Genomic DNA, 20,445 nt, shown 5'->3' with positions numbered 1-20,445 from the left:
GATCGCGTGGGCGAAGAAAAGCTTCAGCATTCAGACCAACGGGGCGGAACACTCGCCATCGATTTAGGCAGCACCACCACGGTGGTGGCCTATCAGGGAGCGACCTCCACAACGGCCGATCTGCTGAACCTGCCCGCCATCTGCAGCCGGGCCGGTGAAATTCCCAGCCTGGTGTGGGAGGCATCCCAACGCCCCCTGATTGGTCGGCAGGTGCTCGAGTCAGGCCTCAATGACTCCGTGGACAGCCGTCTACATCGCGACTTCAAAGGCCACATCGGTCAAGCGGATGCCCCAGAACAAGAAGCAGCCCGCTGGGCAGGAGAACAGCTGCTTCAACAGATCTGGAGCCGGCTCCCCAGCGATCTCCCGGTCGAGCGGCTGGTGCTGACCGCCCCAGTGGAGTGCTATCGGGCGTATCGCAGCTGGTTGCTGCAGGCCTGCACCACGCTGCCGGTGGCCGAGATCGCCCTGGTGGATGAACCCACGGCAGCCGCCATGGGTGCAGGGCTTCCCGCTGGTTCCACTCTGCTGGTGGTGGACCTGGGCGGAAGCACCCTTGATCTAGCCCTGGTGGCTCTGGAGGGAGGAGAAGGTCGTGCCGCACCGATCGCCCAACTGCTGCGGCTGGGGGGGCGCAGCCTGGGGGACAACAGCCGCCAGATGCTGCGCACAGCAAAGGTTCTGGGCAAGGCAGGGCTGCGCCTCGGGGGCCGTGACATCGATCGCTGGATTGTGGACCGCTGCTGCCCGGGTCAAACCGCCAGCACCCCCCTGCTCAATGCCGCCGAACGGCTCAAATGCCGGCTGAGCGACACCGCCTTGGCCGAACGCGAGCCCCTGATGGAGTTGGCGGTGGATGAGCAGGAGCATGTGCTCCGCCTGTCGCGCAGCGAACTCAACGCGCTTCTGCTGGAGCGCGGCTTCGCAGACGCCCTCGAACAATTGCTGGAGACCTGTCTCGCCGGCGGTCGCCGCAACAACTGCAGCCTTGAAGATCTGGAGGGCGTAGTAGCCGTCGGCGGCGGTGCCCAGCTGCCCCTCCTGCGCCAGTGGCTCTCCGAGCACACGGCGCCAGCGCCCTTGCTCACCCCGCCACCAGTGGAGGCCGTGGCCCTGGGTGCACTTCAACTCACGCCAGGGGTCGCCATTCGGGATGTGCTGCAACACGGCGTTTCCCTCCGTTTCTGGGATCAGCGCAGCAACAGCCACCGCTGGCATCCCCTCTTCGTGGCCGGTCAACCCTGGCCGAGCCCAGCCCCCCTCGAGCTGGTGCTGGCCGCCAGCCGGACCGGCCAACGCAGCTTGGAGCTGGTGCTGGGGGAGCCCATCCCCCAGGGGAGCCACAGCGTGGTCTTCATTGATGGTTTGCCGACCCTGCAGGAGCAGACCGCCGGGGAGGTCTCCCACCAGCCTTGGCCGGGCACCGAGCTGGTGCTGCCTCTAGAACCCGCCGGAGAGCAGGGCGAAGACTGCCTGCGGCTGCGCTGGAGCATTGATCAAGAAGCGCAGCTTCAGCTGGAGATCAACGATCTGCGTTCAGGTCGGACGTGGTCCCAGCCAACGCTGGGGGCTGTCCGATAAGACGTCCGTCCACAGGCCCTTGGAACGGGAGCCGACACTCCATAGAACAGAACCAACGTTCAGCTCCACCCTTCGTGGCGGCACCGCGTCAACTGCTGCTTCGGCTCTGGGGTGTTGGAACCCTGGGACTGGTGCTGGCGATTGCGACAGGTGCCTATTGGTGGGAACAACAACTGCCGAAGCGGCTGCAGAACGCCCTCGCTGCCAACGACTACGAGGCCTGCATCCGCACCAGTGAGCAACTCGCCTCCCTGCGCTGGTTGGGGGAGGGCGCACCGCAGGAGCAGGCCCTCTGCCGCCAGAAGCACGCCGAACATCTCTGGGACCAAGGCGATTCGATCGCTGCCCTCACGCTGCAGCAGCAACTGGTCGCCTCGGGCCATGGCGACCTTGCCCTCCATCGCAAGACCCTCGAACGCTGGCGCCAGGCTCTGATGGATCAGGCGATTGCTCTGTTTCGTGAGGGAGACCTGCAGCAGGCACTCGCGTTGCTGGATCCCCTCAAAGGCAGCGCGCGCAGCTCCATCAGCCAACTCAGTGCAACGCTGATGGAGATCTGGAACCGCAACCAATTGGAACAGCGTCGGCTGGTTCAACTGGTGGAGCAAGAACGCTGGTGGGAGGCCTTGGACAGCCTCAACAAACTCGACCATCCCTGGTGGCAGCAGCAGGCAAGTGCCACCCGTCAAGAGGTAGAGAGTGCCATTCAGGCCCTCGATGAGGCCCAGCAACACCAACAGCACCCAGCGGTGCGTGCCGACGTCATCAGCGGTGACCGGCTGGATGCCGCCGTAGAGGATCAGTTGCTCCAAGGTCTGGACCCCTGGACGGCCTTTTCGATGGGCTGCAGCGACCTTGGCGGTCGCGTCGAAGAGGACGGACCGGAAAGTTTCTGTCGACGCTCGTCCCCAAGCCCGTGACAAGATGAGCCCGTGGATGACTCAGGTGCAATGCAGGCGGGCGACAGGGTGACGGTGGAGGCATCCGTCGTTGTGTTCAACCATCCCGAACACCGGGGCAAAGCCTTTGACATGAAAGGGCAGACCGGAGAGGTGGCGAACGTTCTCAATGACTGGAAGGGTCGGGTGATCAGCCCAACGCTTCCTGTGATCGTTGCCTTCGGCCGCTACAAAGCCCATTTCCGCGCCGACGAACTCAAGCCTGCCGGCTGAGTCGGCTCAGGAACACCCCCTCCTCACCATCAACATCCCTGAGGCGGAGCTCGATGGTTTCGCTGCGTCGGGTCGGCACAACGCGACCACAGAAATCAGGCTGAATCGGAAGCTCCCGATGGCCTCGATCCACCATGGCCAGCAACATCACCCGCTGCGGCCGCCCCCAGCTCTGCATGGCCTCCAGGGCGGCACGCACCGTCCGCCCCGTGAAGATCACATCGTCCACCAGAATCACCAGGCGGTCCTCAATGCTGGTGGGGAGAGTCGTGAGCTGGGGCAGACGGGTGCCGATGCGCTCCAGATCATCGCGATGGAACGTGGGATCAATGGCCCCCTGGGAGATGGCGTGGCCTGTTAACCGCTCCAATTCCCGCGCCAAAACCCTGGACAACTGAACGCCGCGGGTGGGGATCCCCAACAGCATCAATCGACGGCTGTCTTCGGCACTCTCCATAACCTGCGACGCCAAACGCGACAGCGTTAGACCAAGCTCACGCTCCGAGAGAATTTCGATCCGTTCAGGGTCGGCCATGGAGGATTGAGCGCTGCGGGGTGTGGGAATTGGCTGAAACTGCAGCTTGAGGGCTGGCGTGGTGTTAAGTTGATTCTGCAAGAGTCCTTAAAAACCGTCGGTCGCGGGTGAACGTGGGGAAAAGCACTACCAACGGTTCAGGACGCTCCGGGACAGTGGCACCGGTCGTTCTCGCCATTCTTGATGGCTGGGGTTACAGAAACGCAAGCGAGCACAACGCGATTCAGCAAAGCGGCACTCCTGTGATGGATGCCCTCTGGCATGCCTATCCACACACGTTGATTGAGGCCAGTGGCTCCCATGTGGGCCTGCCCGATCAACAAATGGGCAACTCTGAGGTGGGCCACCTCACCATCGGAGCCGGCCGCATCATCCGCCAGGAGTTGGTGCGAATTAGCGACACGGTGCGCAGCAACCAACTGGGCGACACCCAAGCGCTCAAGCAACTGGCGGAACGTACCCAAGGGCGGGGCGGCACCCTGCACCTGCTCGGCCTCTGCTCCGATGGGGGCGTCCACAGCCATGTGGACCATCTCTTTGGATTGATCCAGTGGGCAGCCGACAGAGGCATCTCCGATGTCGCCGTGCATGCCATCACCGATGGTCGCGACACACCCACCCAAAGCGCACCGGGGTACATCAGCCAGGTGGAAGCAGCCCTGAGCCGAAGCGGCGTCGGTCACATTGCCAGCCTCTGTGGCCGCTACTGGGCCATGGACCGTGACCAGCGCTGGGAACGAATCGAAAAGGCTTACAACCTCTACACCGATCCCAACATCGCCGTTGACAGCCGGACGGCAGAGCAGGTGTTAGCGGACAGTTATGCCGAGAACATCACCGATGAATTCCTCGAACCGGTGCGGCTTCAGAACAGCGTCATCAAGGACGGCGACAGCGTTCTGGTGTTCAACTTCCGGCCGGATCGCGCACGCCAGATCGTGCAGGCGCTATGCCTTTCCGATTTCGAGGGCTTCGAGCGCAGCCAAACGCCGGAGTTGGATGTGGTCACGTTCACCCAGGTGGAACAAGACCTACCCGTTCAAGTCGCCTTCCCTCCCGAGCCGCTCGACCAACTGTTGGGGCAGGTCGTGGCCGACGCAGGGCTGAAGCAGTACCGCACCGCAGAAACAGAGAAGTATCCCCACGTCACGTACTTCATGAACGGTGGCATCGAACAGCCACTGGCGGGAGAAGACCGTCACCTGGTTCCCTCGCCGAGGGTCGCCACCTACGACCTCTCACCGGCGATGTCGGCCAAGCAACTCACCGACAGCTGCATTTCTGCCATTGAGAAGGCGGACTATTCGCTGATTGTGATCAACTACGCCAACCCCGACATGGTGGGACACACCGGGGTGATGGAGGCCGCCAAGAAAGCCATCCAAACCGTTGATGGATGCATTGGTCGCCTGCTTGACGCTGTCGGACGTCAAGGCGGAACGATGCTAATCACAGCTGATCACGGCAATGCCGAGTTGATGCAGGGTCCGGATGGCCAAGCCTGGACAGCCCACACCACCAATCCTGTGCCAGCGATCCTGATCGAAGGGGAACGGCGCAAACTGCCTGGCCATGGCAACGCCATCACACTTCGCGACAACGGGGGGCTGGCCGACATCGCTCCGACGTTGCTGCAAATTCTTGACCTTCCGCAACCGGCGGCCATGACTGGCCAAAGCCTGATTGCACCCATGTCCAACATGGACTCCACCCCCAAAACCGCTCGCCTTCCTCTTTCCGTTTGATGCTCACCTCAATTTTGTCCTGGAGCTGGATCGGCACCGGCCTTCTGTTGATCGTCTTGGTGTTGCTGCATAGCCCCAAGGGTGATGGCATGGGCGGCCTGGCGGCAAGCGGCAGCTCCATGTTCAGCAGCGCCAGCAGTGCAGAAGCAACGTTGAACCAGCTGACCTGGAGCTGTCTCGCTTTATTCCTTTCCTTGGCCGTGATCCTGAGTGCAGGCTGGCTGAACTGAAGGAACCCGTCTAGGTACTCACAATTTCAGCACGCATGCTCTGCATGCAGGCATTTTCAATTTGGCGATTGAATTTTGCTATTTCTTGATCATTGCGACTCTGCGAGACATCACCAGCCAGAGCAATTAATTCGTCTTCCGATAACAGCTTGGCCTGATCCGACGGCTTGAAATAGTTAAAGTCGACAGACATCAACTCGCAATACTGCTGGTTGCTGAAAGAGGCTCTGCTATCCAGGTGTCCAACAAGAGACTTTTGAAGATCGGGGGAAAATAATGCATCAAATTCAGTCATCAATTGATCTGCAGATGCGAGTCGTTTACACACACGAAAGAGCCAGCGATTGCCTTCGTGGGGCCCTGGGAAGAAAGACTGCTGATGTGGCCGCATAGCGCTGAGATGGGCAGACATGGCATGAATCAGTGCTTGATTGAAGGAAGGATTTTTGCGAACATCGAATGAGCTGAGGTCATCAAGATCAAGGGACAGGCCGGCCGAAGACAGGAAGTGCTCAAGCAAGGAATAAGGGAGAGATCGTGTTGGGATATGGGAACTCACCACAGTGACGGAGTCACCAAGGCTTTTGACACCGCCACAAAAACGTTGATAGTTACCAAACCAATTGCGGTCTTTCCCAACAAGTGAGAGCGAGAGAAGACTTCGCTCTAACGCCGTAAACTTCCTCCAATCCAGACCATGCCTAGCCAATACCTTGAGATCTTCGCGAAGTCTTTTCCTATCGCGGAAAAACCACTGTGAGAAAGCAGAAATATGATAGCTAGACTGCAATCTTGAATACCCAGAGATCACAACATGACCAAAATCATGGCGAGTCAATGCACGCTCTGCAATCGAACTCACCAATGCCGGTCGATTACCCAGCATTTCGTGGCTTACAACAACCTGCGCGCTTGATTCGACAGACAAAACACGATCAACATAGTCAAAAGCGATGTCACGGTTTTGGCGCAGGGCTTGATCAGCATTGCGAAGTTGATCAGGATTCAAAAAACAAAATCCGAGAGCGCCCTTTGAAGCTTGCACCACAAGCCGAAGAGAAGCTTGCAGCGAAGAGGATGCACACTTCTGAGCCCCAACATGAATAACCAGCCGTCTCTCCACCTAAAACTCACGCTCCTCTTTCACCAGAGATTAGGGCAAAATAGCAACCAAAGGCAACACCCGAATCTCAAACGACACGATACAAACACCCCCGCGAGAGCCGATGCTAAAGTAAGAAAGACATAAGGGAGTGCAGTGAAAAAAACGAAACTTTTCCTGCACATTGGCCATGGAAAAACCGGAACTACTGCAATTCAATCTGCTCTCGCTATCGCTGCCAAAGATTTATTCAAGATAGGCATACAGTATCCGATATCAAAATCCCTTCGAGATAAGGCCTCGCACCTTGAAATAACTTCTGGGAATTGGAGAGCACAGCCAGGATCAACCTTGGCCGAGCAACTTCTTGAGTTAACAAAAAATAGTAAAAATAGCTCTAAAATAGTTTTAAGCTCCGAATCACTTTTTTGGCTGACGCCGGAACTCATCAAAGACAAAGACATATGGGACAAATATTTTGACATTCATGTGATCCTAGCGGTCAGAGAGATTGATGAGATGCTCTCCTCTGAATACCAACAGCGCGTCAAGCGACATGGAGACTGCATTACCCTAGGCCAATTTCTTCGCAGAAGAAACTTTATTTCATCTCATCACGCCAAAGCAGCGGAAACAATGAGCTTAATACAACAATTTAATATTCCACACACGCTAATCAACTACTCAAAACACAAACAGGACATTTCGCAACTGCTTTTCAAAATTATCGGAGCCGAAAAAGTCTACCCTGAGGCAAAAATGAAGGATGCGGTTATCAACAGGAGCTTAAGCCGCAAAGAGCTTGAAGCTCTCACTGTAATCAATGCACTTTACGCCAAGAAATTTCCGTGGATTAGCACAAGGATCTCAGACGAACTAATTACAAATCACCCAAAAGTTAAATCACAACAATGCAGAATATCGAAACAACAGCTAAAGAAGATTTACAAAACCAACGCAACATACATTCAATCAATCAATCAATTTCTTGATTCAAGCGAAAAGCTAGCCTCACTATCAAACTTTACCCAAGAATCAGCCACTCAAACCAATCCACCAGTTAACCTTAAAGAAATAGCTGAGGAAGAAACCATATCCATAAATCTTATCGGAGACATACTCTCAGAGGTCCTAACCCATGATTCGCAACAAAAACTCTCTAATAATACGGTTAATGCAATCATCGAATTAAGCCAGTCGGGACGAGTATCTAAAGAAACAGAAATTGAACTGTTGCAACTGGCAAGACAGAACCGACCGCAAGCACTAAAAATCTCAAGACTACTAGAACGCGCAAAAACAGAATTTGCGAAACCCTGACATCTGTATCAGAATACATATGTCAATATAGCATTCATACAACAGCCACGATAGATCAATTTTCCCCATTTTACGTGAAAGCATAAAAAAAACAAGCTATGAGCGTGTATGCTATACCTTCAAAATCAGAACCAAAAGCAAGTGAAAGCAAATACTGATTCACACATTCCAGCCAAGCTTCAATTCAACATTCCGTCGAAAAAACTACCAAATACACTGACTCAAAAGGTCCGCAACTCAGAGTGGAAAAAGATTATTTATGCGATTGAGCATCAAAAGGTTAAGCCAATACTCGAGTTGATCAACAAAATTGATAAATCACAAAATTCACCATGCTTACCTCACCCTTTCCGGGAATCTATAGACACATTTCCCACCAAAAGTATACGCGAGGGCATGTGCAATTTTATATTTTTTAGCGACTTAAACAATAGCAATGAATGGATTTTGTGTCAAGGCACATCGTTTGCAGATGCGATATTTTCTTCAACATACTCCGGAAAACACAAGTTATCCATCAACGATAAAACCATAATAAATTCATTGAAAAGAGCATTGAAAAAAGAAAACAAACAAAACCAAACAAGCCAGGAAAACAATAAAGCAGTTTTCGCTGGATATCTACTTGACCAAACAAGGCCCTATCATCATTTCTACGACCAACTTAAATGGATGGTACACCTGAAAAATACGAAGCCCGTTGTCAGCAAGAATTCGTTTTTCAGGCCTAAATACCTAGGCAAAGGAATGAGACTCAAACGCATAACTGAACCAACATTTTCTATGTTTCCATCAGTCATTGGTTCAAACCAAATGGGAATGAGGCTTGACAAATACACCAATAAGTTGGAAAAAGTCGTCTATCAAGACAGCCTGAGGTCCCGAGGTATTGATACGCTCAATTTTCAATGGAATAAATTTATCAAAAATATCAAAAAAACATCAGGAAAAAACAAAACTCTCACACTTTGGTTTGGGATTTCCGGTCAAAAAAGGATTTGGATCGAACAAGAGGAATTTCTTCCTATCTTGATAGAACAATTAAAGCCTTGGTTCGATTCATTTGTTTTTTTGATTGATGGATTCACGAATTACGAAAACAGTACATACAAAACAGAAAAAGGAAGCAAATTGATACCAATAAAACAAGATCTTGAGGTAATCAATTCAATACGCAAAAAACTCTCGCCATTTCCAAACACTTCTGTTTTGTCGTTGGTAGGAGAAACCTATCGAAAAAAAATTCAATACTGCCAATCTGCTGATTTTTTCATCGCAAATGCCGGTGCTGGTCAACTTGTACCTCATCGATTTTGCAAAAAGCCAGGTATCCTTCATTCAAACGAAAAGCATTGTGTTTTCCCAACAGGCATTAACAACACAACCGTGAAGTTAGTAGACAAAACACTCGTCAAAGATGTCGGAAATTTATTTGCAAAAGGCAAGAGAGCCGAGAGATCAGGTACTGGTTTAATCAGCTATAGCATCAAGAGTGAAGTCATAATCAACATGGTCATAGAAATGTTGGAATTGCGCGATGAGGGAGATCAAACTGCGTCAAACCCCTGATCATCAAAACTTTCATAGCAAGAAATTAGATATCTGGAACTTTCAGACCTGATTTCAGAAAAGCAATTTCCTTGTAGACCCTATCAAGCTCGTACAACGCTTTTGTTTCCTTCTTTTCAAGGATTTCAACCCGCTTCAACAGATCCTCCAGCAACTTGTTTTGCAAAGATTCAACCTGAACTTGCCTTTTTTGCACGCCTTTTGAGGGAGCAGAAGCCGTGCTGGCCGGGGAAAGAATGCCTCCATCCGTTTCGACGTACAACAAAGCAAGACGCTCCAACACCTTGGAGTAGGCCTTGTCTTGCTGTCGACAAAGGGCCTTGAAACGCTGCAGCGTCTCTGGAGCGAACTGGGCGGCAAAAGCTCCGGGGCGCTGAGGCATTTGTCCCGACACATCGATACACAGCAAGACGTTAGCCGGCACCTTTCCGCACCCCTCATCCTTCATGGCCGGCAACCAATGCCGCCCCCAGACACCAGATGTCTTGTAAAAACTAGTTCTTGCAAGACAGCATCAGAACATAAAAAAGAGGCCCCGCAGGACCTCTTGGCATAACTTGAGTTGGGGTGATCGGGTAGTCTCCCGACCACCCGAACGTCGATCAGTAGTCGAAGTCGCCGCCGCCCATGCCGCCGCCGGCAGGAGCTGCTTCCTTCTTCTCAGGCAGATCAGCCACGATGCACTCGGTGGTGAGCACCATGCCAGCGATGGATGCGGCATTTTGCAGACCGGAGCGGGTCACCTTGGCGGGATCGACGATGCCGGCAGCCAGCATGTCGACGTACTCACCGGAGGCAGCGTTGAAACCTTCGGCACCAGCGCGAGCCTTGACGTTCTCAGCCACAACAGCGCCGTTGGCACCTGCGTTTTCAGCAATGCGCATCAGCGGAGCGGTAAGAGCAGCAGCCACGATGTTGGCGCCGATCAGTTCCTCGCCGGACAGGCTGGAGGCTGCCCACTGCTCCAGGGCCGGAGCCAGGTGAGCCAGGGTGGTGCCGCCGCCAGGAACGATGCCTTCCTCAACAGCCGCCTTGGTGGCGTTGATGGCGTCCTCGAGACGGAGTTTCTTGTCCTTCATCTCGGTTTCGGTGGCTGCACCCACCTTCACCACAGCCACGCCACCGGCCAGCTTGGCCAGGCGCTCCTGCAGTTTCTCCTTGTCGTAGGTGGAGTCGGTCTCGTCCATCTGCTTCTTGATCTGTTCGCAGCGGGCGCCGACAGCCGCCTCGTTGCCCTCGGCAACGATGGTGGTGGTGTCCTTGTTGATGGTGATGCGACGGGCGGTGCCCAGCATCTCGAGCTTGGCGTTCTCCAGCTTGAGACCGGCATCTTCGGTGATCAGCTGACCGTTGGTCAGCACAGCCATGTCTTCCAACATGGCCTTGCGGCGATCGCCGAAACCAGGAGCCTTCACAGCGGCCACGTTCAGCACACCGCGCAGACGGTTCACCACCAGAGTGGCGAGGGCTTCCTTCTCGATGTCCTCAGCAATGATCAGCAGAGGCTTGCCGGTGCGGGCGATTTGCTCCAGCACGGGCACCAGATCCTGCACCAGACCGATCTTCTTGTCGGTGAGAAGGATGTAAGGCTCATCGAGGACGGCTTCCATCCGCTCGGTGTCGGTGGCGAAATAAGGGGAGATGTAGCCCTTATCGAAGCGCATGCCTTCGGTGACCTCGAGTTCGGTCTCCATGGACTTGCCCTCTTCGAGGGAAATCACACCTTCCTTGCCAACCTTGTCCATGGCATCGGCAATCATCTTGCCGACTTCTTCATCGTTACCAGCGGAGATGGTGCCGACCTGAGCGATGGCATTGCTATCAGCGATGGGCTTGGCCATTTCCTTGATCTTGCTGACCAGGAAATCGGAAGCCTTGTCGATGCCCTTCTTCAGGGTGATGGCGTTGGCACCGGCAGCCACGTTGCGCAGACCCGCCTTGACCATGGCGTGGGCCAGAACGGTGGCGGTGGTGGTGCCGTCACCGGCTGCGTCGTTGGTTTTGGAGGCGGCCTGACGGATCAGAGCAACACCGGTGTTCTCGATGTGGTCTTCGAGCTCGATCTCCTTGGCGATGGTGACGCCGTCATTGATGATCTGGGGTGCACCGAACTTCTTCTCGAGCACCACGTTGCGGCCCTTAGGACCCAGGGTCACGGCAACGGCTTCGCAGAGGATGTCGATGCCTTTTTCGAGAGCGCGACGGGCGTTCTCGTTGTAGATGATGCGCTTTGCCATGGAAGGCGGTTCCTAATGAAGAGGATGGTTAAGGGAGGCTGAGCTGAGACTCAAGCCGCAATGCAGCGGGATTGATCTCAGTTGACGACAGCCAGGATGTCCTTCTCGGACAGCAGCACGTATTCATCGCTGCCGAGCTTGATGTCGGTGCCGGCGTACTTGCTGTAGAGGACCTTGTCGCCCACACCAACTTCGGGAGCCTGACGGCTGCCGTCGTCGTTGCGCTTGCCGGGGCCCACCTGAACCACTTCACCCACCTGGGGCTTTTCTTTGGCAGTGTCAGGCAGAAGGATGCCGCCGGCAGTCTTCTCTTCGGATTCAGAGACCTTGACGAACACGCGGTCGCCGAGGGGTTTAACGGTCGAGACGCTGAGAGAAACAGCAGCCATGGGTACTTGCAGGAGCAGGGACAGGGCGCAATGCGCCACGCATCGACGCGAGTTGGCACTCGATGCCGATGAGTGCCAACGTATGCAAGCGACCACCCCTCGGGCCATACCCCAAGCTGTGCGGGTGACCGAACCGGAGGGGGTGCAACCACAGCGGTGGTATGGTTGCGCCGCTCTGAATGGGTCCGAGCGCGCAGCGCCTGTTCCCGCAACTCTCCTTCCTATGGTCGCTTCTGCTCCTGCATCTGCTGGCACCAAGGGTGTGATCCGTCAGGTGATCGGCCCGGTTCTGGACGTGGAATTTCCCGCCGGGAAACTGCCCAAGATCTACAACGCCCTGCGCATCGAGGGGAAAAACCCCGCAGGTGACGACGTCGCCCTGACCGCTGAGGTTCAACAGCTTCTGGGTGATCACCGGGTTCGTGCCGTTGCCATGAGTGGCACCGACGGTCTGGTGCGCGGCATGGAAGCCGTTGACACCGGTGCACCGATCTCCGTGCCCGTTGGTGAAGGCACCCTCGGCCGCATCTTCAACGTGCTGGGCGAGCCCGTCGACGAGCAGGGCCCCGTCAACACCACGGCCACCGCTCCCATCCACCGGGATGCCCCCAACATCACTGAGCTTGAGACCAAGCCCAAGGTGTTCGAGACCGGCATCAAGGTGATCGATCTCCTGGCTCCCTATCGCCAGGGCGGCAAGGTCGGCCTGGTCGGCGGCGCAGGCGTGGGCAAGACCGTGCTGATTCAGGAGCTGATCAACAACATCGCCAAGGAGCACGGCGGTGTGTCTGTGTTCGGTGGTGTGGGTGAGCGCACCCGTGAGGGCAACGACCTCTACGAGGAATTCAAGGAATCCGGCGTGATCAACGCCGACGACCTGTCCAAGTCGAAGGTGGCCCTCTGCTATGGCCAGATGAACGAGCCCCCCGGCGCCCGGATGCGTGTGGGCCTCTCCGCTCTGACCATGGCTGAGCACTTCCGCGACGTGAACAAGCAGGACGTCCTGCTGTTCGTGGACAACATCTTCCGCTTCGTGCAGGCCGGCTCCGAGGTGTCCGCACTGCTGGGTCGCATGCCTTCCGCTGTGGGCTACCAGCCCACCCTGGGCACCGACGTGGGTGCCCTGCAGGAGCGTGTTGCATCCACCGTTGAAGGTTCGATCACCTCGATCCAGGCCGTTTACGTGCCTGCTGACGACCTGACCGACCCCGCACCGGCCACCACCTTTGCCCACCTCGACGCCACCACGGTGCTGAACCGTGCCCTGGCTTCCAAGGGCATCTACCCCGCTGTGGATCCTCTGGATTCCACCAGCACCATGCTCCAGCCAGCTGTGGTGGGTGACGAGCACTACCGCACCGCCCGCGCCGTGCAGTCCACCCTGCAGCGCTACAAGGAACTGCAGGACATCATCGCGATTCTTGGTCTCGACGAACTGTCGGAAGACGACCGTCGCACCGTGGACCGTGCCCGCAAGGTGGAGAAGTTCCTCTCCCAGCCTTTCTTCGTGGCTGAAATCTTCACCGGCATGCCCGGCAAGTACGTGAAGCTGGAGGAGACCATCGCTGGTTTCAACCAGATCCTTTCCGGTGAGCTGGACAGCCTCCCCGAAGCCGCCTTCTACCTGGTGGGCAACATTGAGGAAGTGAAAGCCAAGGCCGAGAAGATCGCCGCCGAAACTAAGTGATCCCTGCGGGGGTGTGAATCACACCCCCGATCACGTGTTTCTCGACAGTCCATTCTCTTTTCGAACCAAGGTTCATGTCCCTCACCCTCCGCGTGCTGGCAACAGACCAGAACGTCTTTGATGGCAGCGCCGACGAGGTGATCCTGCCCAGTACCACCGGTCAACTCGGCATCCTGCCCGGCCACATCTCCCTGCTCACCGCCATCGACATCGGTGTACTGCGGGTGCGTGCCAACGGTGCATGGAACTCCATCGCTCTGATGGGTGGTTTCGCCGAAGTGGATGCCGATGAAGTCACCGTTCTGGTGAACAAGGCCGAACTTGGCAGCTCCATCGATGCCGCTGCCGCCGAAGCCGCTTTCCAGAAGGCCTCCACCGTGGTGGCTGGCATGGAAGGCCAACCTGCCTCGGCGGAAAAACTCAAGGCGCAGCAACAGCTGAATGAAGCCCGCGCTCGCCTTCAGGCCAGCAAAACCGCCGACTGAGTCATCTCCCTATTTCAAGGATGACGTCGCAAAAGGCCAGGGGCGGTAACCCCTGGCCTTTTGCGTGGTGTGGTTTGTCCGTTCGTCATCCCAACACCAGCCAAGCCACGGGAAGGCATAAAAAAACCTGCCCGAAGGCAGGTTTGCTTGATCAAATTGAAAAGCGGAATCAGGCGGTACCGCAGAAGGTGACGTCGGGGAACTTGGCCTTGGCCTCGTCGAGGCTCTTGCCTTTTCCCTCTTCCTGCCAGTAGTTGATCACTTCAGTGGCCTGGTTGAGCACTTCAACCCGCTCGTTGTCAGTGATCCAGCTCTTGCCTTCCAGCTCGGTCTTCAGGCTTTCCCAGGCATCCTCACGGGGCCAGAAGAAGTAGGAGGTGAGGGGGCTGGGGCCACCGCCAACGATCTGATCAACCGCAAGGGCCACGTTGTCGGGAAGCCAGAGGATCTTCAGCAGGAAGCGGCCCTCATCAGCCTTGGGGGTGTAACCAGAAGGAACACCATCAGCATCGATGGTGGCCGTGGCCAGGGCCGCGGCGGCGCCCTTCAGCACAGGACGGCCTTCGCCTTCGCTGGCTGCAGGCTTTTCAGTGGTTTCAGCTGCCTGGGTGGCGCCTTCAGCCGCGTCGGCGGACGGAGTCGCGACCTCCTGGTCGGTAGGGGCAGCGCCTTCGGTGACCGTCATGGTGTCAGCGCTCAAGACAGAAATACAAACAACTAACCTACCAGCCGCTCCCCATAGGACGTTCTGGGATCCCCAACCATCCTGCTGTTCGACATCGATGGTGTTATCCGCGATGTCGCGGGAAGCTATCGACGGGCCCTTCAATGCACTGTGCAGCACTACTGCGGTTGGCAGCCCGGCGCTGATGTCATCGATGCGTTGAAGGCTGAGGGAGCCTGGAACAACGACTGGGACGCCAGCCTTGAACTGCTGCGGCGCCATGGCGCCGAGCTGCCGGAACGCGCCGCGCTGATTGATGTGTTCAGCGGCTTCTACTTCGGCGGAGATCCGGACGGAGACCCCAGCCAATGGACGGGCTTCATCGGTGATGAGCCTCTTCTGGTGGACGCCAGCTTTTTCGCCACGCTGTCGAACCGCAAGCTGCGCTGGGGATTTGTGAGTGGAGCTGAGCCGCCCTCAGCCCGCTTCGTGCTGCAGCAGCGCCTGGGGCTCCAGGACCCGCCCCTGATCGCGATGGGAGATGCCCCCGACAAACCGGACCCCACAGGCTTGATCCGCCTGGCCAAGACCCTTGGTGCCAATGCGGAGGAGGCACAGGTGGCCTATCTCGGCGACACCGTGGCCGATGTGCACACCGTGATCCAGGCCCGGGAACGCTGGCCGGAACAACGGTTCGTGAGCCTGGCGGTGGCGCCGCCTCATCTGCATACCCCAGAACAGGCACCGGCGCGCAGGATCTATGAACAACGGCTTAGGGAGGCAGGAGCTGATCAGGTGCTGACCAGCACCAAAGCCTTGCTGTCCTGGGAGCCAACTACGGCGTGAGGGCAGCTGTCCTCCGCGAAACTCCGCTGCTGATCGGACTTCTGACCCTGATCGGCCTGGAAACCACCCACCTGCTCGACTGGCTGCTGCTGCAGCCCGCCCTGCCCGTGCTGACAGGACTTGCCCTGCTCAGCCTGCTGGTGCTGCTGATGGCACGGGGGGTGGCACACCATGCCGATCAACTGGCGGAGCAGCTCGGGGAGCCTCTTGGAACCCTGGTGCTGACGGGGTCCGTGATCGTGATTGAACTGGCCCTGATCGCCTCCACGATGCTGACGGGTGAAAGCAACCCGACCCTGGCCCGCGACTCAATGTTCTCGGTGCTAATGATCGTCCTGACGGGGGTCAAGGGCATGACCTTGATCGTGGCGGCGAGGGTGCAGCGACAGGGGCGCACCCAGCCGATGCAGCCGGAAGATCTGGCGTCTGTGAATCAGAGCGGCTCGAGTGCCTACATCAATCTGATCACCACCATCAGTGTTCTGGCGCTCGTGCTGCCCAACTTCAGCCAGGACAGCCTCGAAGCCAACTACTCCCTTCCGATCAACTGGCTGCTGACATTTGTTTCGATCAGCCTCTACGGAATTTTTCTGCGCGGCCAGGTGGGCCGCTACCGCAACCTGTTCATCGACACCACGCAGCCCCAGGCCTCCGGGACCCTGTCGTTAGCGGAAGGTCCGATGGAGGACCCCACGCTCTCACATGGCCCCCAGGGCTCCATCCTGCACAGCGGCGTGCTGATGGCAGCCGGCCTGTTGGTGCTGGTGCTGATCGCCGAATCGATGGGGAGCCTGATCGAAACCGGCATCAACGACCTTGGCCTGCCCAGCTCCCTCGGTGGGCTGCTGGTGGGTGTGCTGGTGGTGGCACCGGAAGCCCTCAATGCACTGCAGGCCGCAGGGAAGGGGGAGCTGCAGCGATCGCTCAACACCCTGTATGGATCGTCCCTGTCGACCCTCTGCCTGACGGTGCCGGCGGTGCTGGCGATCGGCGAATTCACAGGCACCGATGTGATCCTCGGCCTGGATCCGCTCGAATCGGTGCTGCTGGTGCTGACCCTCGTCCTGGTGCGGCCAATCAGCGGCCGCGTCAGCGAAATGGATGGGCTGATGCTGCTCACCGTGGGCGTGGTCTGGGTGGCCCTGCAGGTGGTGAGCTGATCCACCAGCTGATTCAGATCAGCGCTCCATCGCAGCAACGCTCTTGAGGGCGCCAGCAGTGAGCACCTCATGGCCGGCCTCGGTGACGGCAACGTCGTCTTCAATGCGGATGCCAATGCCTTTCCAGCGATCGTCGATCTCTGGCTGTCCTTCCGGCACCCTGAGGCGATCGCTGACGTAAAGACCGGGCTCAACGGTGAGCACCATGCCTGGCTCCAGTGGCGCAGGTTGCTCACCAAGCCTGTAGGCCCCCACGTCATGCACATCCAGACCCAGCCAATGGCCGGTGCGGTGCATGTACAGGTGGCGGTAGTCGCCTCGCTCGATGATGCCGTCCACATCCCCGATCAGCAGGCCCAGGTCCACCAGGCCCTCCACCAGAATTCGCAGAGCGGTGTCGTGTACCGCCTCCGCCGTGCCACCGGGAGCCACAACGGCAACCGCAGCTTCCTGAGCCTCCAGCACCAGGCTGTAAAGCTCCCTCTGTTCCGCCGTGAAGCGGCCATTCACCGGGAAGGTACGGGTGATGTCGCCGTTGTAGTAATCCTCCAGCGAACAGCCGGCATCGATCAGCAGCAGGTCACCGTCCTGAAGCGGGGCCGTGTTGGCGGTGTAGTGCAGCACGCAGGCGTTATCACCGCCAGCGACGATGGATCCATAGGCAGGACCGCGGGCCCCGTTGCTGCGGAAATGGGCCTCCATTGCCGCCTGCACCTCGGCTTCGTTCATGCCCGGGCGGGTGATCAATCGGGCCAGCTCGTGGGCTTCTGAGGAGATGCGGCAGGCCTCCCGCAAACGCTCCAACTCATGGGGCTCCTTGCGCAGCCGCAGGCGATGCAGGATCGGCGTTGGTGCCACCAGGCCCAGGGCCGCCGTCCCCGTGCGGGCAAAGGTATCCAGTTGCCGCCCCCAGGCCGAAAGCACCATCGATTCCACCGATGTATGGCGGCCCACCCGGAAGGCGATGGCTTCAGCACCGGCGAGGTACTCGGGCAGTTTTTCGCTCAGCTGATCCAGCGGATGAGCCAGGTCCGCCCCATAGCGCTCCACCGCGCCTTCGGTGCCCCAGCGGAAGCCGGTCCATACCTCAGCAGCAGGGTCCTTGGGTTGCACGAACAGCACGTAGCGCTCGCCTTCCGGTCGATGCGGGAGCAGCAGAGCCACCGCGTCCGGTTCATCAAAACCGGTGAGATAAAAGAAATCGCTGTCCTGCCGGAAGGGCCATTCGCAGTCGGCATGATGGGTCGCCAAGGCCGCGGCCGGAATCACCGCGGCGGCAGCGCCGAGATGCTCCATGAACAGGGTGCGACGACGCGCGTGGATGCCGGAGTCGAAACCGTTCACAGCAGCAGAGCATTCAGGGGAACAGGATGGCAGTTGGCAAGGCCGAACTGGCCAGGGCCTCTACGATGAAGGGAGTCTCAGACAGCAATGAGCTCCGATCTCCTGGTGCTGTTGCTGCTGGTTTTGGTGGTGCTGCTGGGTTCGGCCCTCTGCTCCGGAGTGGAAGCTGCCCTGCTGACCGTGAGTCCGATCCGGGTGCACGAGCTGGCGGCCCGGGAACGCCCCGTGGCCGGGGCCCGGCGGCTGGCGCAATTACGCAAGCGACTTGGCAGAACCCTGTCGGCTCTGGTGATCACCAACAACGGCTTCAATATTTTCGGCAGCCTGATGCTGGGCGGTTATGCCGCCTGGGTGTTCGAGCAGCGAAACATCAGCGGTGTGGCCCTGCCGGTGTTCTCGGTGGGACTCACCGTCCTGGTGATCCTGCTGGGTGAAATCCTGCCCAAAGCCCTCGGAAGCCGTCTGGCCCTGCCGGTGGCCCTGGCCAGCGCACCCCTCTTGCATTGGCTCGGCCTGGCGCTGCGGCCGCTGGTGCTGCTGCTGGAACGGATGCTGCCGGCCATCACCGCCGAAGCGGAACTCAGCACCAATGAAGAGGAGATCCGTCTGCTGGCCCGCCTGGGCTCTCAGAAGGGGGAGATCGAAGCCGATGAAGCCGCGATGATCGGCAAGGTTTTTCAGCTCAACGACCTCACCGCCCGCGACCTGATGACGCCGCGGGTGGCGGCACCCACCCTGGATGGGAGCCTCAGCATCGAAGCCCAACGGGCCAAGCTGATGAGCACCAACGACCCCTGGTGGGTGGTGCTCGGCGATCAAGTGGACAAGGTGCTTGGTGTGGCCAGCCGCGAGAGGGTGCTCACCGCTCTGTTGGAGAACCGCGGCCTGCTCACACCCGTTGACCTTTGCGAACCGGTGGAATACGTGCCCGAGATGATCCGGGCCGATCGGCTGCTGACGGGCTTCCGGCGCGACAGCGGTGGCGTGCGCGTGGTGGTGGATGAATTCGGTGGCTTTGTCGGCGTGATCGGTGCCGAATCGGTGCTGGCCGTGCTGGCTGGCTGGTGGCGCAAGCCGGCAGCATGAACGGGATGCAACCCACCCCGCCCCATACCGTTGAGCGCTGCCAGCTGCTGCTGGAGCACTGGCGCAGTCAGCTTCAGCTGAGTCCACGGGACCAGGGACTGCTGGGGGGTGAACTGCAGCTACTGGATCGTCAGCTGCAACGGCTGCAGCAACGGCGCCTGCGCATTGCGCTATTCGGTCGGGTGGGGGTCGGCAAATCCAGCCTGATCAATGCCTTGATCCATCAGCCCCTGCTGGCAACGGATGTCGCCCACGGCAGCACCCGCCATCAGCAGGCGGTGGACTGGCCCGTGGAGATTGCCGGGCTGACCAGGGTGGAACTGGTGGACACCCCCGGCATTGATGAAATCGATGCCGCCGGGCGGGCTCGCTTGGCCTCCCGCGTGGCCATGGGGGCTGATCTGGTGCTGCTGGTGGTGGATAGCGACCTGACCCGGGCCGACCTGGAGGCCTTACAAACGCTGCTGGAGAGCGGCAAGCCCCTGCAGCTGGTGCTGAACCGGAGCGACCGCTGGCCAGAGCAGGAACGTGCCGAACTGCTGCGCAGCATCCGCGCCCGGCTGCCGATGGATCTGCCGATCACCGCGTCAGCGGCAGCACCCCGCATCCCCCAGATCCAGACCGATGGGCGGGTGCGCAGCAGGATCACGACGCCACAAGTGGAGAACCTGCAGAAGCAGCTCTGCCGGCAGCTGGAGAACGAAGGCACCCTGTTGCTGGCGATCCAGTCGCTGCGCCAGGCCGACCGCTTCCAGAGGGCCTGCCAAGAACTGCGGCTGCAACAGCACCGCCGCACGGCCCAGAGCCTGATCGGTCGTTATGCGGCCGCCAAGGCCACCGGTGTGGCGGTCAACCCAGTGATGGCATTGGATATGGCGGGAGGCATGGCCTGCGACACCGCCCTTGTGCTGCAGCTCAGCCGTCTCTACAACCTGCCGATGACGCCAGCGGCGGCACGGCTGCTTCTCACCCGACTCTCCAGCCACAACGCCTTGTTGGGCGGGGTGCAGCTGGGGCTGGCGGCCCTCAAGCAGGCCCTGCTGCTGCTGGTGCCGGTAAGCGGCGGCGGCAGCTTGGCCCCTGCAGCCCCGGTGGCCCTGGCCCAGGCAGCCCTGGCGGTGCATGCCAGCCGCCGAACGGGGCGTCTGGTGGCCCAGCAGTTGCTGCGACGGCGCGGTGGACAACCCGGTGCGCTGTTGCGCCGCCTGGCCGAACGGGATCCCGTGGTGCACCACTGGCTGCTGCGTTGGCCGAATGCCCTGGAACAGGATCTCCAACCACTGCTGCCCTGAG

20 protein-coding genes are annotated in these 20,445 nt (G+C 58.6%); 13 read left to right on the top strand and 7 right to left on the bottom strand.

Annotated features, from left to right (window positions below; all coding sequences use genetic code 11):
* Positions 1 to 6 precede the first annotated feature (6 nt).
* The 3 genes from SynRS9902_RS03390 to SynRS9902_RS03380 all read left to right on the top strand — a co-directional run bounded on the left by SynRS9902_RS03390 (position 7) and on the right by SynRS9902_RS03380 (position 2,753).
* The gene (locus SynRS9902_RS03390) at positions 7 to 1,581 is read left to right on the top strand and encodes an Hsp70 family protein (protein WP_186509977.1); all 1,575 of its coding nucleotides are present in this window, start codon (positions 7 to 9) and stop codon (positions 1,579 to 1,581) included.
* A gap of 74 nt (positions 1,582 to 1,655) precedes the next feature.
* Positions 1,656 to 2,501, top strand: coding sequence for a hypothetical protein (locus SynRS9902_RS03385; protein WP_186509976.1), 846 nt, complete (start codon positions 1,656 to 1,658; stop codon positions 2,499 to 2,501).
* A gap of 30 nt (positions 2,502 to 2,531) precedes the next feature.
* Positions 2,532 to 2,753 carry a ferredoxin-thioredoxin reductase variable chain gene (locus SynRS9902_RS03380; protein ID WP_115010087.1) on the top strand — a complete coding sequence of 74 codons (222 nt, stop codon included), beginning with the start codon at positions 2,532 to 2,534 and terminating at the stop codon, positions 2,751 to 2,753.
* On the opposite strand, the gene pyrR is transcribed toward SynRS9902_RS03380, so the two are convergent.
* A complete protein-coding gene (gene pyrR, locus SynRS9902_RS03375; RefSeq protein ID WP_186509975.1) occupies positions 2,737 to 3,288 on the bottom strand; it encodes a bifunctional pyr operon transcriptional regulator/uracil phosphoribosyltransferase PyrR in 552 nt (183 codons plus the stop codon). The genes SynRS9902_RS03380 and pyrR overlap by 17 nt on opposite strands.
* 107 nt (positions 3,289 to 3,395) lie before the next feature.
* On the opposite strand from pyrR, the gene gpmI reads away from it, so the two are divergent.
* Together gpmI and secG are read left to right on the top strand one after the other, a co-directional pair.
* Complete coding sequence (gpmI, locus tag SynRS9902_RS03370; RefSeq protein ID WP_186509974.1) at positions 3,396 to 5,033, top strand: 2,3-bisphosphoglycerate-independent phosphoglycerate mutase; 1,638 nt, start codon at positions 3,396 to 3,398, stop codon at positions 5,031 to 5,033.
* Positions 5,033 to 5,263, top strand: coding sequence for a preprotein translocase subunit SecG (gene secG / locus SynRS9902_RS03365; RefSeq protein WP_186509973.1), 231 nt, complete (start codon positions 5,033 to 5,035; stop codon positions 5,261 to 5,263). The genes gpmI and secG overlap by 1 nt, the downstream gene beginning before the upstream one ends.
* Positions 5,264 to 5,273: 10 nt before the next feature.
* Here secG and SynRS9902_RS03360 read toward each other — a convergent pair whose 3' ends face one another.
* Positions 5,274 to 6,386, bottom strand: coding sequence for a hypothetical protein (locus tag SynRS9902_RS03360; protein WP_186509972.1), 1,113 nt, complete (start codon positions 6,384 to 6,386; stop codon positions 5,274 to 5,276).
* Between the two features lie 135 nt (positions 6,387 to 6,521).
* Here SynRS9902_RS03360 and SynRS9902_RS03355 point away from each other — a divergent pair, with 135 nt between their 5' ends.
* Together SynRS9902_RS03355 and SynRS9902_RS03350 are read left to right on the top strand one after the other, a co-directional pair.
* Complete coding sequence (locus SynRS9902_RS03355; RefSeq protein WP_186509971.1) at positions 6,522 to 7,685, top strand: hypothetical protein; 1,164 nt, start codon at positions 6,522 to 6,524, stop codon at positions 7,683 to 7,685.
* Between the two features lie 141 nt (positions 7,686 to 7,826).
* Positions 7,827 to 9,254 (top strand): hypothetical protein, encoded by a 1,428-nt coding sequence (locus SynRS9902_RS03350; RefSeq protein ID WP_255446188.1) that lies wholly within the window; start codon positions 7,827 to 7,829, stop codon positions 9,252 to 9,254.
* Positions 9,255 to 9,279: 25 nt separating this feature from the next.
* Here the strand turns inward: SynRS9902_RS03350 and SynRS9902_RS03345 are convergent, their stop codons facing one another.
* The 3 genes from SynRS9902_RS03345 to groES all read right to left on the bottom strand — a co-directional run bounded on the left by SynRS9902_RS03345 (position 9,280) and on the right by groES (position 11,880).
* Positions 9,280 to 9,702: a hypothetical protein gene (locus tag SynRS9902_RS03345; protein ID WP_255446187.1), complete on the bottom strand. Its 423-nt coding sequence runs from the start codon at positions 9,700 to 9,702 to the stop codon at positions 9,280 to 9,282.
* A gap of 154 nt (positions 9,703 to 9,856) precedes the next feature.
* Positions 9,857 to 11,491: a chaperonin GroEL gene (gene groL / locus SynRS9902_RS03340; RefSeq protein ID WP_006851861.1), complete on the bottom strand. Its 1,635-nt coding sequence runs from the start codon at positions 11,489 to 11,491 to the stop codon at positions 9,857 to 9,859.
* A 77-nt stretch (positions 11,492 to 11,568) separates the two neighbouring features.
* Positions 11,569 to 11,880: a co-chaperone GroES gene (gene groES / locus SynRS9902_RS03335; protein ID WP_006850452.1), complete on the bottom strand. Its 312-nt coding sequence runs from the start codon at positions 11,878 to 11,880 to the stop codon at positions 11,569 to 11,571.
* 223 nt (positions 11,881 to 12,103) lie between these two features.
* Here groES and atpD point away from each other — a divergent pair, with 223 nt between their 5' ends.
* Together atpD and atpC are read left to right on the top strand one after the other, a co-directional pair.
* Positions 12,104 to 13,567, top strand: a complete 1,464-nt coding sequence (atpD, locus tag SynRS9902_RS03330) for a F0F1 ATP synthase subunit beta (protein ID WP_186509969.1) — start codon at positions 12,104 to 12,106, stop codon at positions 13,565 to 13,567.
* A gap of 74 nt (positions 13,568 to 13,641) precedes the next feature.
* Entirely contained in the window at positions 13,642 to 14,052 is a 411-nt protein-coding gene (gene atpC / locus SynRS9902_RS03325; protein WP_186509968.1) for an ATP synthase F1 subunit epsilon, read from the top strand.
* 169 nt (positions 14,053 to 14,221) lie between these two features.
* On the opposite strand, the gene SynRS9902_RS03320 is transcribed toward atpC, so the two are convergent.
* Complete coding sequence (locus SynRS9902_RS03320) at positions 14,222 to 14,737, bottom strand: 30S ribosomal protein PSRP-3 (protein WP_115010092.1); 516 nt, start codon at positions 14,735 to 14,737, stop codon at positions 14,222 to 14,224.
* A 78-nt stretch (positions 14,738 to 14,815) separates the two neighbouring features.
* Here SynRS9902_RS03320 and SynRS9902_RS03315 point away from each other — a divergent pair, with 78 nt between their 5' ends.
* Together SynRS9902_RS03315 and SynRS9902_RS03310 are read left to right on the top strand one after the other, a co-directional pair.
* The gene (locus tag SynRS9902_RS03315; protein ID WP_186510499.1) at positions 14,816 to 15,562 is read left to right on the top strand and encodes a TIGR01548 family HAD-type hydrolase; all 747 of its coding nucleotides are present in this window, start codon (positions 14,816 to 14,818) and stop codon (positions 15,560 to 15,562) included.
* The gene (locus SynRS9902_RS03310; protein WP_186509967.1) at positions 15,559 to 16,722 is read left to right on the top strand and encodes a calcium:proton antiporter; all 1,164 of its coding nucleotides are present in this window, start codon (positions 15,559 to 15,561) and stop codon (positions 16,720 to 16,722) included. The genes SynRS9902_RS03315 and SynRS9902_RS03310 overlap by 4 nt, the downstream gene beginning before the upstream one ends.
* A gap of 18 nt (positions 16,723 to 16,740) precedes the next feature.
* Here SynRS9902_RS03310 and SynRS9902_RS03305 read toward each other — a convergent pair whose 3' ends face one another.
* Entirely contained in the window at positions 16,741 to 18,066 is a 1,326-nt protein-coding gene (locus SynRS9902_RS03305; RefSeq protein ID WP_186509966.1) for an aminopeptidase P N-terminal domain-containing protein, read from the bottom strand.
* Between the two features lie 87 nt (positions 18,067 to 18,153).
* Between SynRS9902_RS03305 and SynRS9902_RS03300 the strand changes: the two genes are divergently transcribed.
* Both SynRS9902_RS03300 and SynRS9902_RS03295 read left to right on the top strand, forming a co-directional pair.
* Complete coding sequence (locus tag SynRS9902_RS03300; protein WP_186509965.1) at positions 18,154 to 19,152, top strand: CNNM domain-containing protein; 999 nt, start codon at positions 18,154 to 18,156, stop codon at positions 19,150 to 19,152.
* Positions 19,149 to 20,444, top strand: coding sequence for a GTP-binding protein (locus SynRS9902_RS03295; RefSeq protein WP_186510498.1), 1,296 nt, complete (start codon positions 19,149 to 19,151; stop codon positions 20,442 to 20,444). Before SynRS9902_RS03300 ends, SynRS9902_RS03295 begins: the two co-directional genes overlap by 4 nt.
* Position 20,445: the final 1 nt, after the last annotated feature.

The organism is Synechococcus sp. RS9902 (assembly GCF_014279635.1).
GTDB lineage: Bacteria > Cyanobacteriota > Cyanobacteriia > PCC-6307 > Cyanobiaceae > Parasynechococcus.
This window is presented reverse-complemented; position numbering and strand designations above follow the sequence as displayed.